Source organism: Glycocaulis sp., assembly GCF_052168375.1.
Taxonomy (GTDB): Bacteria; Pseudomonadota; Alphaproteobacteria; order Caulobacterales; family Maricaulaceae; genus Glycocaulis.
In genome coordinates this window covers 1-14,886 of record NZ_JBQLZR010000169.1, presented here as the reverse complement: position 1 = coordinate 14,886, position 14,886 = coordinate 1, and the positions used below count along the sequence as shown (strand labels likewise).

Annotated in this window: 16 protein-coding genes; 7 read left to right on the top strand and 9 right to left on the bottom strand. The window is 63.9% G+C overall.

All coding sequences use genetic code 11. From position 1 onward, the window contains the following. Positions 1-102: 102 nt before the first annotated feature. From ACTS2Z_RS06810 to ACTS2Z_RS06800, 3 genes are read right to left on the bottom strand one after another with little or no spacing between them, the layout of a single operon-like run. On the bottom strand, positions 103-1,371 hold the full coding sequence (locus tag ACTS2Z_RS06810) for a hypothetical protein (RefSeq protein ID WP_442572467.1): 1,269 nt from the start codon (positions 1,369-1,371) through the stop codon (positions 103-105). A gap of 6 nt (positions 1,372-1,377) precedes the next feature. Then, complete coding sequence (locus tag ACTS2Z_RS06805) at positions 1,378-2,826, bottom strand: MBOAT family O-acyltransferase (RefSeq protein WP_442572466.1); 1,449 nt, start codon at positions 2,824-2,826, stop codon at positions 1,378-1,380. A 28-nt stretch (positions 2,827-2,854) separates the two neighbouring features. Next, a complete protein-coding gene (locus ACTS2Z_RS06800) occupies positions 2,855-3,784 on the bottom strand; it encodes an FkbM family methyltransferase (RefSeq protein WP_442572465.1) in 930 nt (309 codons plus the stop codon). Between the two features lie 147 nt (positions 3,785-3,931). On the opposite strand from ACTS2Z_RS06800, the gene ACTS2Z_RS06795 reads away from it, so the two are divergent. Beyond that, positions 3,932-5,464: an acyl-CoA carboxylase subunit beta gene (locus tag ACTS2Z_RS06795; RefSeq protein ID WP_442572464.1), complete on the top strand. Its 1,533-nt coding sequence runs from the start codon at positions 3,932-3,934 to the stop codon at positions 5,462-5,464. A gap of 291 nt (positions 5,465-5,755) precedes the next feature. Here ACTS2Z_RS06795 and ACTS2Z_RS06790 read toward each other — a convergent pair whose 3' ends face one another. From ACTS2Z_RS06790 to ACTS2Z_RS06775, 4 genes are all read right to left on the bottom strand, one after another. Beyond that, entirely contained in the window at positions 5,756-6,193 is a 438-nt protein-coding gene (locus tag ACTS2Z_RS06790; RefSeq protein ID WP_442572463.1) for a TIGR02301 family protein, read from the bottom strand. A 2-nt stretch (positions 6,194-6,195) separates the two neighbouring features. Then, the gene (locus ACTS2Z_RS06785) at positions 6,196-6,603 is read right to left on the bottom strand and encodes an NUDIX hydrolase (protein WP_442572462.1); all 408 of its coding nucleotides are present in this window, start codon (positions 6,601-6,603) and stop codon (positions 6,196-6,198) included. Then, on the bottom strand, positions 6,600-7,694 hold the full coding sequence (gene aroC / locus ACTS2Z_RS06780) for a chorismate synthase (RefSeq protein ID WP_442572461.1): 1,095 nt from the start codon (positions 7,692-7,694) through the stop codon (positions 6,600-6,602). Before aroC ends, ACTS2Z_RS06785 begins: the two co-directional genes overlap by 4 nt. Before the next feature lie 74 nt (positions 7,695-7,768). Continuing rightward, the gene (locus ACTS2Z_RS06775) at positions 7,769-8,338 is read right to left on the bottom strand and encodes a J domain-containing protein (RefSeq protein ID WP_442572460.1); all 570 of its coding nucleotides are present in this window, start codon (positions 8,336-8,338) and stop codon (positions 7,769-7,771) included. Positions 8,339-8,438: 100 nt separating this feature from the next. On the opposite strand from ACTS2Z_RS06775, the gene pdxH reads away from it, so the two are divergent. Together pdxH and ACTS2Z_RS06765 are read left to right on the top strand one after the other, a co-directional pair. Further along, positions 8,439-9,107 carry a pyridoxamine 5'-phosphate oxidase gene (pdxH, locus tag ACTS2Z_RS06770; protein ID WP_442572459.1) on the top strand — a complete coding sequence of 223 codons (669 nt, stop codon included), beginning with the start codon at positions 8,439-8,441 and terminating at the stop codon, positions 9,105-9,107. A gap of 42 nt (positions 9,108-9,149) precedes the next feature. Next, complete coding sequence (locus ACTS2Z_RS06765) at positions 9,150-9,965, top strand: DUF1499 domain-containing protein (protein WP_442572458.1); 816 nt, start codon at positions 9,150-9,152, stop codon at positions 9,963-9,965. On the opposite strand, the gene ACTS2Z_RS06760 is transcribed toward ACTS2Z_RS06765, so the two are convergent. Both ACTS2Z_RS06760 and ACTS2Z_RS06755 read right to left on the bottom strand, forming a co-directional pair. Beyond that, the gene (locus ACTS2Z_RS06760) at positions 9,962-10,840 is read right to left on the bottom strand and encodes an MBL fold metallo-hydrolase (protein ID WP_442572468.1); all 879 of its coding nucleotides are present in this window, start codon (positions 10,838-10,840) and stop codon (positions 9,962-9,964) included. The two genes, ACTS2Z_RS06765 and ACTS2Z_RS06760, sit on opposite strands and share 4 nt — an antisense overlap. A gap of 47 nt (positions 10,841-10,887) precedes the next feature. Continuing rightward, positions 10,888-11,829, bottom strand: coding sequence for a hypothetical protein (locus ACTS2Z_RS06755; RefSeq protein WP_442572457.1), 942 nt, complete (start codon positions 11,827-11,829; stop codon positions 10,888-10,890). A 140-nt stretch (positions 11,830-11,969) separates the two neighbouring features. On the opposite strand from ACTS2Z_RS06755, the gene ACTS2Z_RS06750 reads away from it, so the two are divergent. The 4 genes from ACTS2Z_RS06750 to ACTS2Z_RS06735 all read left to right on the top strand — a co-directional run. Continuing rightward, positions 11,970-12,200: a hypothetical protein gene (locus ACTS2Z_RS06750; RefSeq protein ID WP_442572456.1), complete on the top strand. Its 231-nt coding sequence runs from the start codon at positions 11,970-11,972 to the stop codon at positions 12,198-12,200. A 76-nt stretch (positions 12,201-12,276) separates the two neighbouring features. Continuing rightward, on the top strand, positions 12,277-13,209 hold the full coding sequence (locus ACTS2Z_RS06745; protein ID WP_442572455.1) for an ABC transporter permease: 933 nt from the start codon (positions 12,277-12,279) through the stop codon (positions 13,207-13,209). Further along, positions 13,209-14,114 carry an ABC transporter permease subunit gene (locus tag ACTS2Z_RS06740; protein ID WP_442572454.1) on the top strand — a complete coding sequence of 302 codons (906 nt, stop codon included), beginning with the start codon at positions 13,209-13,211 and terminating at the stop codon, positions 14,112-14,114. The genes ACTS2Z_RS06745 and ACTS2Z_RS06740 overlap by 1 nt, the downstream gene beginning before the upstream one ends. A 140-nt stretch (positions 14,115-14,254) precedes the next feature. Further along, positions 14,255-14,886: hypothetical protein (locus ACTS2Z_RS06735; protein ID WP_442572453.1), on the top strand; the 632-nt coding region annotated here is incomplete at its 3' end.

The following is a 14,886-nucleotide window of genomic DNA, read 5'->3' as shown; positions in this document are numbered from 1 at the left end:
TGTGATCCAGGTCACCTTCCTGACCAGTCAGGAAGAGCTGGACCGCAAGGAAAACCGCGGCGGCCTGCAATACTTCTTCAAGAAACTGCTGCGCCAGCGCAACTAGTCGCCACGCGTGCGCTCGCGCTCCTGCCGGCTTGCGATGGAACGGTTTAGCGCGGCAAGACTGCGCCATTCGGCATGGCTGATCGAAACGCTCTGCCAGCCGCGCGCGCCTTGCTGGCCGATAACTGGCGCGAGCAGGTCTTGCAGGGCCTCGCCGTCCGGCGTCTCCAGATAGGCCTCGCGCCGGGAAAGGATCGCCGCTTCGCTGTCACGCGGATCGGATTGTGAGAGGTTCACCCCGAACCCGTCGATCGGCTCGCCTGTCTGCATGACGGACAGCATGTCGAGGCCGAGGGCGGGCAGATAGTGCGCAGGCTCGTGATAGACTGGATGGCTGATTGTCTGGTCCGGCGCGGGCAGGGGCGTGGTCGCGGGCGGCTGAAATCCTGAAAAATCCCACAGCACGCCTGCACCGCCCGGCACGCATGCCTCCACCGGCTCGCCTGCCGCTTCCAGCGCGGCAAAGCGCGCGGCCATTTCTGCACGGAAATCGAAATAGTCCTCAGCCCGCCCGGCTGCGAAGATCGCCTCCTCGTTCCAGGCATGGACCGGGTGGATATAGCCGATGACCTGCACGCCTTCGCGTGCGAGCGCCTCAAGCGTCTCGAACAGGAAGTCCATGCGCTGCAGCGAGACCCGCATGGCGCTGTAATAGGCGTGGGTCGGGACCGGCGTGTTGATGAAGCGCCGGTATTGTTCACCGGCCGGGTAAACATCCATGAAGGGCGGCTCGGGCCGCTCGCCGGTAATGTTTTCCTGCAGTGTCTGCACCGCGCGCGCGAATGTGTTGGGCGAAAGGGTGACGCGCGCCGTCGCCAGCCAGCGCCGCCCGTCCGCCAGCCGGCTGATAGGGAAGGCGGGCTTGTATTTCTCGCCGCTGGAAAACTCCGCCAGATCAAGACCGACGATGAAGCAGCGCAGACCGGCTTCGCGCCCCGCTATCGCGGCGAGATGGGCCAGTTCGAACGCGTTCGAGCCGCGTATGCCGGCATTCCAGAGGCCGCCCGGCCAGTCTTCGACCTGCATCGGAAAGCCGTCGACCGTGCGCGAGGAACCGGTGACGAAGGTGCCGACGTCAACTTGCCCGATGCCATGTCCGACCTGTACGCGCCGGCCATCCTCATGGGCGCGGGTTTTGACCGCATTGAGCCCTTCAAGGCGCGGTCCCGTCCCGGTGTCATACGGGTCGACCAGCGCATTGAACCCGGTGAAGAGGGCCAGCGCGCTGCCTAGCACGATGAGGAAGAGGCGGGTATAGCGCTGCATCGGACCCTAAAAATTGTAGTAGATGAATTCGGAATAGGACCAGCTCGCGATCATGCAGGCAAAAAGCAGGATCGAAAGGCCGAGGCCCCACCGGAGATTGGGTTTCCAGCGCTCCTTGCGCGGTGGCTCGACATGGGCGGCTTTGAGAATCTCAGGGTCGATCTGCCGGTAGAAGATCTGCGCCGTTTCAGGCAGCGCCCATACCAGGATCAGGCCGATGATCGCCGCTATGAAGGGCCCGTCGCCGGGGTTGATGCCCAGCCCGTTCAGGCCCGCCATGCCTTGCAGCATGATGGCAGCGGCGTCGAAGCTGGTGGCGCGGAAAAATACCCAGGTGACGATAACGAACAGGAAGGTGCAGGCGCTGGAGAATATCCAGAACCGCCCGAACAGGCCGTTCGGCAGCCAGCGATCCAGAAGACGGCACCAGATCAGCGCCGCGCCGTGCAGCCCGCCCCAGACCACGAAGGTCCAGGCAGCGCCGTGCCACAGCCCGCCCAGCAGCATGACAATCATCAGATTGGCGAGTGTGCGGATCTGGCCCTGACGGTTTCCGCCCAGCGGTACGTAGAGATAGTCGCGCAGGAATTGCGAAAGGGTGATGTGCCAGCGCCGCCAGAAATCGGTGATGCTGCGGGCCTTGTAGGGCGCGTTGAAATTGACGGGCAGCTGGAAGCCGAACATGCGGGCAATGCCCATCGCCATGTCCGAATAGCCCGAAAAGTCGAAATATATCTGCAAGGTGTAGGCAAGCGCCCCGCTCCAGGCGAGCCAGAAGCCGACCGGCTCTCCGGCTGCGGCCGTGTCGAAGGCGGCATTGGCATATTCGGCAAGATTGTCGGCCAGCAGCACCTTCTTGGCGAGGCCGACCGCAAAGATGGAAAGTCCGATCCCCAGATTGTCGCTGATGGCGCGCTGGCGGTTCGTCTCGCCAAGCTGCGGCGAGAGAAGGCGGTGATGGACGATCGGCCCGGCAATAAGTTGCGGGAAGAAGGCCACGAACAGCCCATAGCGGTGGGGCTTGTCATCCGGCGCGGTGATCCGGCGCGAGCAATCGACCAGGAACGCGATCTGCTGGAAGGTGAAGAAGGAAATCGCGAGCGGCAGGGGCAGGCCGGGCTCGGCAATCTCCATCCCCGTCAGGCCATTGAGATTGCGCACCAGAAAATCGGCATACTTGAAGACGCCGAGCGCGCCGAGATTGAGCGCTACACCGAGGCTCAGGAGCCAGCCGCCATTACCCGGCGTGATCGCCCGCGCCAGCAGGTAATTGACGAGGATCGAGCCGAGGATGAGCGGCAGGAAGCGCACATCCCACCAGCCATAGAAGACCAGCGAGGCGGCCAGCAGAAGGATCAGACCCGCCTCATGCCCGAAGCGCCGGTGGACGCCATAGAAGGCCAGCACCGTCAAAGGCAGGAAGACAAACAGGAAGATCGGTGTGCTGAAAACCATGCCCTGAGCCCCGCGCGCCCCTTGAAGATCAGCCTCTGGCGCGGTCGAGCGTCAGGATGGCGTTGGCGTGGGTTTCGGTCTCCACCCGGTAGCCGCGAGAGCAGGCGAGCGACAGCGCATCGCGGGCGGCGTCCACCTGATTGATGGCCGGACGTTCCATGATGATCATGTCCGGCCAGCGGTCTTTTGCGGCGCTGGCGAAGAAGGGCGCGAGGATGGCCAGCTCGCCGCCCTCGACATCGATCTTCATCACATCAAGCTTTGCTACCCGCATCTCGTCGAGCAGGGTTGTGAGCGTGGTCACGCGCACCGCCATGGACCGGCCCGGCTGGTCCTCGCCCGTGACAGCGAGCTGCGTGCCGCCCCGGTTGGAGCCGACAAGGCGCATCACGCTCTCGCCCTCATAGTCAGAGAGCGCGACACCGGAAATCTCGATTGCCTCAAGGCCGTTGGTCCGGGCGTTATAGGCAAGCCTGCGGCGCATCTCGTCCTGCGGCTCCACCGCTATCACGCGCGCGGAACGCCCGCCGGCCTTGGCCGCGACCAGGCTGTAAAGCCCGGCATTGGCGCCGATATCGATGAAGGTCTTGCCGGGGCCCATGGCACCGCGCAGCGTCTCCAGCTCCACTACGTCAAAGCACTGGGGCGTGAGATAGGTGCGCTTCTCCGACAGATTGTCGAGCGGGTGCAGGCGCAGCTTCAGGCCCAGAGCCTCGATATCGGCGACCCCGTCCTCCAGCGCGCTCATGGCCAGAGGCTGCGCGATACCGGCAAGCTTCAGTCCGGTGCGTCCCGGCGGCAGGGCGCGCCCGATGGCCATGCCGAGGCGCGACAGGATGCCCGGCCGGAAACGCCCGTGCACGGCTCCCGGATCGGTGGTCGTCAGCTCCTGGGTCGCCTCTGCCTCGGTAATGTCTTCAAACCCTTCGGCGGGGCGCGATGTGTCATGTGTTGTCATGGGCTGACTTCTAGCAAGGGTTTGGCCTGCTTGTCGCGGGGCTCGTGCGCGCCTGCCACCTTCCTTGCGGGATTTGCCCTTTGGCCTCTGCGTGCTAACCAGCAGCTCAAAGACGGCAACTCCAGTTCAGGGCGGACGGCAGAACCGATGAAACCCATTCTTGAACAGCTTGATGCGAAACGCGCCGCGGCGCGCCTTGGCGGTGGTGAAAAGCGCATCGCCGCCCAGCATGAAAAGGGCAAGCTGACCGCGCGCGAGCGTCTCGAAGTCCTGCTGGACCCGGGCTCGTTCGAAGAGATCGGCATGTTCGTGGAGCACCAGTGCACCGATTTCGGCATGGGCGAATCGAAAATCCCCGGCGATGGCGTCGTTACCGGTTCAGGCACCGTCAATGGGCGCCTGGTCTATGTCTTCGCCAAGGATTTCACCGTGTTTGGCGGCTCGCTCTCGCTGGCCCATGCCCGCAAGATCACGCGCCTGCAGGAAACCGCGCTGAAGAACGGCGCACCGATTATCGGCCTGTTTGATGCGGGCGGTGCGCGCATCCAGGAAGGCGTCGATGCGCTGGGCGGCTATGCGGAAATCTTCCAGAACAATGTGCTGGCCTCCGGCGTGATCCCGCAGATCAGCGTCATCATGGGCCCGTGCGCGGGCGGTGATGTCTACTCGCCCGCCATGACCGACTTCATCTTCATGGTGAAGGATACCAGCTACATGTATGTGACGGGCCCGGACGTGGTCAAAACCGTCACCAATGAAATCGTCACCCATGAGGAGCTGGGCGGGGCGAGCGTCCACGCCAAGAAGTCGGGCGTCGCAGACGGCGCCTTCTCCAACGATATCGAGGCACTGGCGCAGATGCGCCGCCTCATCGACTTCCTCCCGCTCAACAATCGCAACAAGCCGCCGGTGCGTGACGTGTTCGATGCCCCGGACCGCGTGGAGCCGAGCCTTGATACGCTGGTGCCGCCCAACCCGAACAAGCCCTATGACATTCGCGAATTGATCGTGAAGACGGCTGATGAGGGCGATTTCTTCGAGATCGCGCCGGATTACGCCAAGAATATCGTCGTCGGTTTTGGCCGGCTGGAGGGCCAGACGGTCGGCTTCGTGGCGAACCAGCCCCTGAGCCTTGCCGGCGTGCTCGACATTGATGCGTCCAAGAAGGCGGCCCGCTTCGTGCGCTTCTGCGATGCGTTCGAAATCCCGATCATCACCTTTGTCGACGTGCCGGGCTTCCTTCCGGGCACCAAGCAGGAATATGGCGGGCTGATCAAGCACGGCGCGAAACTGCTCTTTGCCTATGCCGAGGCGACGGTTCCGAAACTCACTGTCATCACCCGCAAGGCCTATGGCGGCGCCTACGACGTGATGGCATCCAAACACCTTCGCGGTGACGTGAACTATGCCTGGCCGACCGCCGAGATCGCGGTGATGGGGCCGAAGGGCGCCGCCGAGATCATCTTCCGCAAGGATATGGATGATCCGGAAAAAATGGCCGAGCACGTAAAGGATTACGAGACACGCTTTGCCAACCCGTTCGTGGCGGCCTCACGCGGCTATCTCGATGACGTGATCCAGCCGCGCAATACGCGGGTCCGCCTGATAAAGGCGCTGCGGACCCTGCGCGACAAGAAACTCACCAACCCGTGGAAGAAACACGACAATATTCCGCTTTAGGGGGGTAGTGTCGTTCCCGCGCAGGCGGGAAACCAGAGCCACTCAGCACCGGCCTTCGCCCCATGATCTCTGGATACCCGCCTCACGCGGGCATGACGAGTTTGGGGCTGCTCTGTCGCTCTCGTTTCACCGGCGAAAGCCGGGATACGGATTTGCGGCTAATGAGTCCCGGCTCGGGGGCCGGGACCGCGGTTTTTCTGGCACATGCCCCTCAACCGGGTTCCCGGGCTTGACCCGGGATCCAGAGAAAAGTTCGGACCCCGGCTCTCGCCGGATAACTGGTGAAAGCCTCTAGTCCGCGTAATTGCGCCGTAGCGTTTCGGAGAGGGCCTGGCCCTGCAGGGCGAGGCGCTGGGCCTCCATCTCGGTTTCTGCGCCGCAGCGCGTGCGCCGCTGCTGGTGCTGACGGAAGCCCTCATTGAAGCGGGAAATCAGGCGCTGGCGCATCGCGCCATCGGGCGCTTCGAGCGAAAGCATTTCCTCCATGCGCCGCCGCCAGCTCTGCGCGCCGGAACCCTGACACGCAAAGGCGAGCGCGTGCAGCTCACCGAGCACACCGGCCAGCTGTTCGAGCGGATAGGTCGCGCTGGTCTGCTCGACACCCTGCGAGCGCGCCTGCAAGGGCCCGCTGCCGGGCTTCGGCGCAGCCGCGATCAGGGCAGGGACCATACAGGCGAGAAGGGCAAGGCGCGCGATCATGTGCGTCTGAATCGGGGAAAAAAGCGGCATGTTCAAGGCGCGAGAAAAGATTTCGAGAGGGAGATCACATTGCGTGTCTCGTCCCAGCTCACCTTCTCCATAGCCTCGGCAAAGGGAAAGAACGCGGCATCGAACGCGTCATCGGCCGCTGCCGGCTCGCCGTCCTGCCATTCGCAGGCATAGTCGATCATCACATAATGGCCGTGCGCCGTGATGGACTCGAATGCCCCGACAAGGCCTTTCAGGGATGCGGTGATGCCGGTCTCCTCATGGATCTCCCGCAGGAGCGCATCTTCCAGCCGCTCGCCGAAATCGACCTTGCCGCCGGGGATGGACCAGTGGCCCTTCCACGGCTCCTTGCCGCGCCGGATCAGCAAGACCTCGCCGCCGCGCCAGACAACGCCGCCCACGGCAAGCCTGGGGCCTGATTGCGCGCTCATCGGCCGGTTTGCGCGCGGTGGCGCAGCATGTGATCGGCCAGCACCAGCGCCATCATCGCTTCGGCGACCGGCACCGCGCGGATGCCGACGCACGGGTCGTGGCGGCCCTTGGTAACGATGTCGACCGGCTCCAGATCGCGATTGAGGCTCTGGCGGGGAATACGGATGGAGGAGGTGGGCTTGATCGCGACCCGCACCACAATGTCCTGTCCGGTGGAGATGCCGCCCAGCACACCGCCATTATGGTTGGCCCGGAAGGCCGGCTTGCCGCTCTCGTCGAGATACATTTCGTCAGCCGCGTCCTCGCCGCGCAGCGAGGCGGCTTCCAGCCCGGCCCCGATCTCCACCGACTTGGCGGCATTGATGCCCATCATGGCGCTGGCAAGGTCTGCATCGAGCTTGCCATAGACCGGCGCGCCCCAGCCTGCCGGCACGCCGGAGGCGACCACTTCGAGAAGTGCGCCCAGCGAGGAGCCGTCCTTGCGGATCGCGTCCATGTCCGCTTCCCAGAGTTTTGCGGTTTCTGCGTCCGGGCAGAAGAAATCATTGCTGTCGACGGCGTCCCAGTCCCAGCGCGCCCGGTCGATGGCGCGCGGTCCGATCTGTATCAGTGCGCCGCGTATGGTGATGCCGCTGCCCAGTACCTTGCGGGCGATAGCTCCGGCGGCTACCCGCGCGGCGGTCTCTCGCGCGCTGGATCGCCCGCCGCCGCGATAATCGCGTACGCCATACTTGGCGTCGTAGGTGTAGTCGGCATGGCCCGGACGCCAGCTATCGCGGATATCGCCATAATCCTTCGAGCGCTGGTCGGTGTTTTCGATCATCAGGCTGATCGGCGCGCCGGTCGTCACCTGTCCGTCCGTGCGATCATCGGCAAACACGCCGGAAAGGATGCGCACCGCGTCATCCTCACGCCGCTGGGTGACATGGCGCGACTGGCCGGGCTTGCGCCGGTCCAGAAAGGGCTGGATGTCTGCCTCAGTCAGGGCAAGTCCCGGCGGGCAGCCGTCCACCACACAGCCCAGTGCCGGCCCGTGGCTTTCACCCCATGTGGTGAAGCGGAAAAGATGGCCGAAACTGTTGTGGGACATGATGATATGAGCCGGACAGGATGGGAGAGGCCTGTATCCTAGAGCGCGTTCGCGCCTGCGTCATCCATTGCGCGTCACGCTGCGCTGCGGCGCACCCAGCGGGCAAAGCGCGCAGCCGGAGAGGCTTTGACAAAGCGCTCATAGAAGGTGGTGAGCAGACCTGCGCTCTCCTCGGCTTCACGCCGGGCGTCGGCTTCCGCCAGCTTGCGGGCCTTTTCCTCGCGTGCGGCGCGCTCTGCTGGGCCTTCCTCGGCGTCACAATCAGCCATCGGATCGCGCACAAGGATGCGCACCCGCCAGGAGGGTTCACCAATGGGAACAACCATGGCGCCAGTCTTTGTCACGGGCGGCACGCGCATCATGGCGCTACGCCCATCCAGATCGATGGTGCGCAGCCCGCCGACGCGGGCCTCGTCGGGTGTTATCACCAGATCAATCTGGCGCGGTGCGCAGACTTTGAGAATCTCGTGCGCTTTCAGCAGGATCTGCAGGCGCGACAGGGTTTCTGCCGTCGGCTCCACATGGTCGGGATGGACAGCCTTCACTCGGGCCCGGAAGGCCGATTTCACGGACGCATAATCGCTGTCGGGTTCCAGTCCCAACACGCGGTAGGCCGCCAGTATTGCTTCGCTCGCACTGCTCATCGCTGCAAACTAGCCTTCTCCAGGTTGGCGAAAGGTTGACGAATTGGCCCCCGGCGTCATTTCTGCGGGTCCGTTCCGTTTTTTCTGCCGGAGAGCCGACATGGCATCGCGCGATATCATTCCCCCCAGCCCCAGCGAGGCGGACTATCAGCGCGAGAGCGGCAAGGACGAGGTGCCCCTGACCCACGGCAATGACCCGTTCGTGCTGTTTGCCGAATGGCTGTCGCTGGCGCGCGAGAAGGAGCCCAATGATCCGAACGCAATGGCGCTTTCGACGGTTGATGAAGGCGGCATGCCCGATGTCCGCATGGTGCTCCTGAAGGGCGCGGACGCGGACGGGTTTGTCTTCTACACCAATCTGGAAAGCGCCAAGGGAAACCAGCTCGCCTCGGTGCCCAAGGCGGCGCTGTGCTTCCACTGGAAATCGCTACGCCGGCAGGTGCGCGTCAGAGGGATTGTCGAAGCGGTAAGCGCGGACGAGGCCGATGCCTATTTCGCCAGCCGCGCGCGCGACAGCCGCATCGGCGCCTGGGCGTCAGCCCAGTCGCGCCCACTGGAAAGCCGCCACGCGCTGGAAAAGAATGTCGCCAAATTCGCGGCGAAGTTCGGCCTTGGCGATATTCCCCGGCCCGAATTCTGGAGCGGGTTCCGCATCCGGCCCGTACGCATCGAGTTCTGGCGCGACCGGCCGTTTCGACTGCATGACCGGCTGGTCTTCGAGCGGGCCGATTTGGACTCGCCCTTCACGCAGACAAGGCTCTATCCTTGAATTGAGGGCGGACCACAGGCCGACAGGGAATTAAAGGGGGAAATGATGGGCATCGTAGTTACACTGCGCACGATTGCGGTCTGGCTTGCGGGCCTTGCCGCCCTCATCGCTCCGCTCTGGTTTGCCGCGGCGGGCCTCGGATCGCGCGCAGGTCTCTGGGACTGGCGTTTTGGTCTTGGCACGATGACCCGGGAAATCGGACCGAACCTGCTCATCGCGGCGGTGGGCCTGGGCGTCGCCGCGCTCCTTTTGCTGATCGTCACCGCCATTTTTGCGAAGGAAAACCGCGCTTCCTTCGGTGCCTGGCTGGCTGCGGTGCTGGCCATTGCGGTCGGGGCAGGCGGGCTCTGGTATGCGGCCTCCGTCGCCGCGCGCGCCGGCGAGATACCTCCCATTCATGACATTTCGACGGATACGTCTAACCCGCCGCAGTTTACCGCGACCCTGATTGCGCGCCGGGGCGAGGCGTCCAATTCGGTGGACTATGCCTCCAAGACCGATCCGCGCTCGGGACGCCCGCTGCCGGAAGTACAGGCCGAGGCCTATCCCGACATTCAGCCCATTGCCGTCGCGGCAGAGCCGCTTGACGCCTATCAGGCCGCGCTCGCGGTCGCACGCGACATGGGCATGACCGTCTCGACTGAATCGGAACGCGAGCTGATGTTCGAGGCGACGGCAACGACCTTCTGGTACGGCTTCCGTGACGATGTCGTTGTGCGGGTGACCGCCCTGACCGATGGCGGTTCGGTGGTGGATGCCCGGTCGGTGTCGCGTGTCGGCGTTTCTGACCTCGGGGCAAACGCCGCGCGCCTGCGCACTTTCAGTGCCAGCCTGCAGGACCGTCTGGGCGAGGACTAGCGCCTGAGCGCATAGACGGCGTCGAGCGACGCGTCGCCACTGGTGGTGACGCGTCCGCGCCGGTGCAGGTCCACCATGTGGGACCAGACCGACATCGCTGCGGCAGGGTAAAGCCGCTCATCAAGCCCGGCATACATGCCCGGCAGCAGCGAGCGTATGTCTGACGGCCCTGCAGACAGCGCATGCAGGATCTGCGCCTCGCGATAGTGGCGATGGGCGATATAGGCGGTGATGAACGGATCAGGATCGGTGACAGGCGGGCCATGGCTCGGCCACAGCGTCGCATATCCCCGCAGGCGCACGCGCTCCAGCTGTTGCAGGTAATCGCCCATATCACCGTCCGGCGGCAGCACCACGGAGGTCGCCCAGCCCATGATGTGATCGCCGCACAGAAGAGCGTTTTCTTCCATCAGGGCAAGGCAGATATGGTTGGCGGTATGGCCAGGCGTGTGCAGCACGTCCAGAGTCCAGCCGGGCCCGGCAATCGCATCGCCGTCATTGAGGACGTGATCGGGAGCGAAGGTAAAGTCGGCCCCTTCCTCCATCACCGGCGCATCAGGGTCCATCGGACGACCGCCAGAGGCCGGACGGCCATAGACTCTTGCGCCATGATGATCGGCAAAGCGGCGTGCCAGCGCGCTGTGATCGAGATGGTGATGGGTCACGATGACATGGCTGACCGTCTCGCCTTCCAGCGCACGGTTCAGCGCCTCTAAATGCGCGTCGTCGTCAGGACCGGGGTCGATGACGGCCACCTTGCCGCGCCCGACCAGATACGTGCCGGTGCCGGTATAGGTGAACGCACCTGAATTGCCCGCTACTACCCGGCGTATGCCCGGCGAGACCTGATCGGCCCGGCCCGGCTCGAACGCCATGTCGCGCACAAAAGGTATGGGCGGCGGCGGGGTAGGGGCCTGCCGGCTCACGCCGCTATCGACAGCTGGTCTTGGAGGCGAGTGTCCAGATAGCCGTCCAGACGGGCCGCCAGCCTGCGGACAGCCTTGATCTTGCCCGACATGTTCAGGGCGATGGTCGGGCCCATATCGGTCTTGTTCACATCGACGATCCAGAGCTCGCCGGTGTCACGGTCGCGCAGCACATCAATCCCGCCCCAGTCGAGGCCCATTGCGGCGCAGAAGCGTGAAATCATTGCCCGCTCCACGGCCGAGAACACGGCTGCCGGGTCGGTCAGCGTGACATCGCAATTGCAGTTGGCAAAACGGCGGTCGGCCGGGCGGCGCTTGAGATAGACCTGCACGATCTCTCCGCCGATCGTCGAACAGCGCAGGTCCAGCGCCAGCCCGTCTTCGTCGATATTGTTGATCAGGCGCTGATAGGTATAGCCCTCGCGGCGCGCTTGCGGCGTTGTCAGGATGCGCCCGTCATGGGCGGCGTTCTGTTCGGACTTCTCGACATAGGGTCCGCCGGGATTCATCGGATCGCAGGCAAGGGCGCGGCCCGTGACCTGTTCGAACACGCGCGCGACATGGGTCTTGGAGATGTCGTTGCAGCGGCCATTGATCACCGGCACACCGGCAGGAAATGCGCGCTCATCCACCCAGGTCGAATCGTCGAACACGAAGATCAAGTCCGCTTCAGCAGCGCTGCGCGCCATCCGCGCACGGCTGAGCGCCATGACAGGCCAGATCAGATACCAGGGGCGCGGGGTGTCCGGCGTAAACCAGACGCGCGGCCCGTCGGAGATCACTGACCGGCGCGCAAACTCAACCCAGCCGTGAAACACGCACCAGTTCAGGAAATCCTGCACGATGGCGGGTTCGATGCGTACTGCCGCACCGGTTTTCTTCACGTGCATTGTGCCGTTTGCGTAGTGGAAATCATTCCACCAGGCTGACATGGCCATCAGGCAGGGCTCCCAGGCAAAATCTGCTGCACTCTAGCGTTTCGAACTGCCTTGGCAACGATATTGGTGTGCTTAGCACACTAGGTTTTATGGCGCATTTCTTGCGCGCATTACCGCCATGTTGGCCGATCTGGAACAGGGTGGATGACGTGAAGGTTGCTGCAAGGAAGTTCGCGGCAGGCCTCTCTGCCCGTCTGCGAACCGTCATCATGGCGGCGCTCGCAGCGTGCGTGGTAAAGCTCGGCGCCGGATACCTCACGCCGCCCGAAGAGACTGAAATAGCAGGCGGCACAGCCCCCGCTGTCTCTGCCCGCATCGCATTGTCACCGTCAGACAGCATCCATCAGGAGCGCGGCGCACTGCAGGACTGACTGCGGGGCTGGCTTGATCGCGCACGCCTTAGCGGGCAAGACTTCCCGCCTGCCGTCAGTCACAGCGCAAGGCTACATGCTCAGTTATCTCGCCCGGCGCCTTTTCGTCGCCATACCGACGATCCTTGTGATCATCACCGTTGCCTTCTTCATGATGCGCGCCGCGCCCGGCGGGCCGTTCGACCTTGAGCGCCCGATGCCGGAGGAAATCCGGCAGAACGTGATGGCGGCCTACGGCATGGATCAGCCGATCTGGAAGCAGTATGTCGACTACATGGCCGGCATCGCCCAGTTCGATCTCGGCCCGTCCCTGAAGTTTCGCGACAAGACGGTTGCCGACATCATCTCCGAAGGCTTTCCGGTTTCGGCGGTCATTGGCGGGCTGTCGATAACACTGGCGGTTATTGTCGGCACGCTGATGGGCTCCATCGCGGCCCTGCGGCAGAACAGTGCGGCCGACTACACGGTGGTGGGGATATCCACGATAGGCATTGTCATTCCGCCCTTTGTGATGGGGCCGATCCTGGCCCTGCTGATCGGTCTGCACTGGGGATTGCTGCCAACCGGCGGGCTTGATCCACGCTACGGCATGACCTGGGATAGGCTGATACTGCCGGTGGTCACGCTGGCGCTGCCGCAGATTGCCATCATTTCGCGCCTGATGCGCGCCTCCATGATCGAGGTCCTGCGCTCCAACTATGTGCGCACCGCAAGGGCCAAAGGCCTGTCGGCGGTCAATGTGGTGATGCGCCATGCGCTGCGCAGCGCTGTCCTGCCGCTGGTCAGCTATCTCGGCCCGGCCGCCGCAGCGCTTCTGACTGGTTCGATCGTCATCGAGCAGGTCTTCCAGCTGCCCGGCATTGGCCGCCAGTTCGTCCAGGCCGCCTTGCAACGCGACTACACGGTGGTGATGGGCGTGGTCATTCTCTACGCCAGCCTCATCATCATCCTGAACCTGATCGCGGACCTGCTCTACGCAGCCCTCAATCCCAAAGTGAAGTACGACTGATGGCGTTCACCTCACCTCCGAGCGAAAAGACCGAGATGATGGAGCGCGCTGCGGTTCGCGGACGCTCCCTTTGGGACGATGCGCGCGCGCGCCTGCTTCGTAACCGTGCCGCCGTGGCAAGCCTCATACTCCTTGGCATTCTCACCTTCCTGGCCTTTATCGGCCCGCTTCTGTGGGTGCACGATTCCGCCTTCATCTACCGCGACCGGGTCCAGATCCCGCCAGGGCTTGAGAACTGGCACCTTTTCGGCACCGATGCGCAGGGGCGCGACCTGCTCGCGCGCACGCTTGTCGGCCTTCGCATGTCCTTGATGGTGGGCGTCGTGGCGACCGCCGTTTCCCTGTTCATCGGCGTGCTCTGGGGCGCGACCGCGGGCTTCATTGGCGGACGCGTGGACCAGCTGATGATGCGCATCGTCGACGTGCTCTACTCTTTGCCCTTCATCTTCTTCGTCATCATCCTGATGGTGGTTTTCGGGCGGAACATCATCCTTATCTTCGTGGCCATCGGCGCGGTGGAATGGCTGACCATGGCGCGCATCGTGCGCGGCCAGACGATCTCGCTGAAAAGCATGGAATTCGTCGAGGCAGCCCGCGCCGCAGGCGTCAGCCAGTTTTCCATTATCCGCCGCCATATCGTGCCGAACGTACTGGGACCGGTCGTGGTCTATGTCACCTTGACCATTCCGGCCGTGATCCTTGCGGAGAGCTTCCTCAGCTTCCTCGGCCTTGGCGTGCAGGAGCCGCTCACCTCGCTGGGCAATCTCATCTCCAATGGCGCGCGTGACATGGAAGTTGCGCCCTGGACGCTGATCGTCCCGGCACTGACGATGATGCTGACCCTGTTCTGCTTCAACTTCATCGGCGACGGCCTGCGTGACGCCATCGATCCCAAGGATCGCTGAGTTCGGCGGCCACACGGGTTTTGCGCGCCGCTAGCTGACGAATTTGGCTGGTCAACGCGCCTCACGATGCTAGCCTTGCCTCGACGTGGCCGCTCTGGCGGCATCACGTGTTCTTCGAGGGGCTAGAGAGAGCAAGACCCATGTTCAAAATACCTGGTTTGCGCGCCGCTGCTGCGGTTGCGGCGCTGGCAGGGTTCGCAGCGGCACCGTCGCTCGCCCAGCTGGACGATTCTGTGGTGGAGAATTTCGCCCGCCTGCCGCTGGTGCAGGATGCGGCCATCTCGCCGAACGGTGAGTACATCGCCACCATCGCCAGCGACGGTTCGATCGAACGCGTCGTTGTCGTCGCGCCGCTGGCGGGCGGTGAACCGGTGGTGATGCGCGTCGGCAACGAGAATGCCCTCGCGCTGAACTGGGTCAGCGATGAGCAGATTGCGGTGGTCTACCGGGACCGCCACCGCGTCTTTGGCCAGACGACCGACCTCAACTGGATCGTGCTCGTGAACGCCGATGGCGAGGGCAGTGGCACCGAGCTGAACAATCTCAGCCAGGCGCGCCGTGGCCGCAATGTGAACATTGCCGGCCGTCTCGCATCCGATCCGGATTCCATCCTTCTCTCGGTTGCCCAGCCGCGCGCCGCAACCGGCATGGCTGCGCGCCGTGGCCAGGGTTCGGCAGTCTTCCTTGAGCGCGCACTGCACCGTTATGACCTGCGCCCCAATTCCAGCCAGCTGGTCGATACCGGCAATGAGCATACGGTCACCTGGATCGT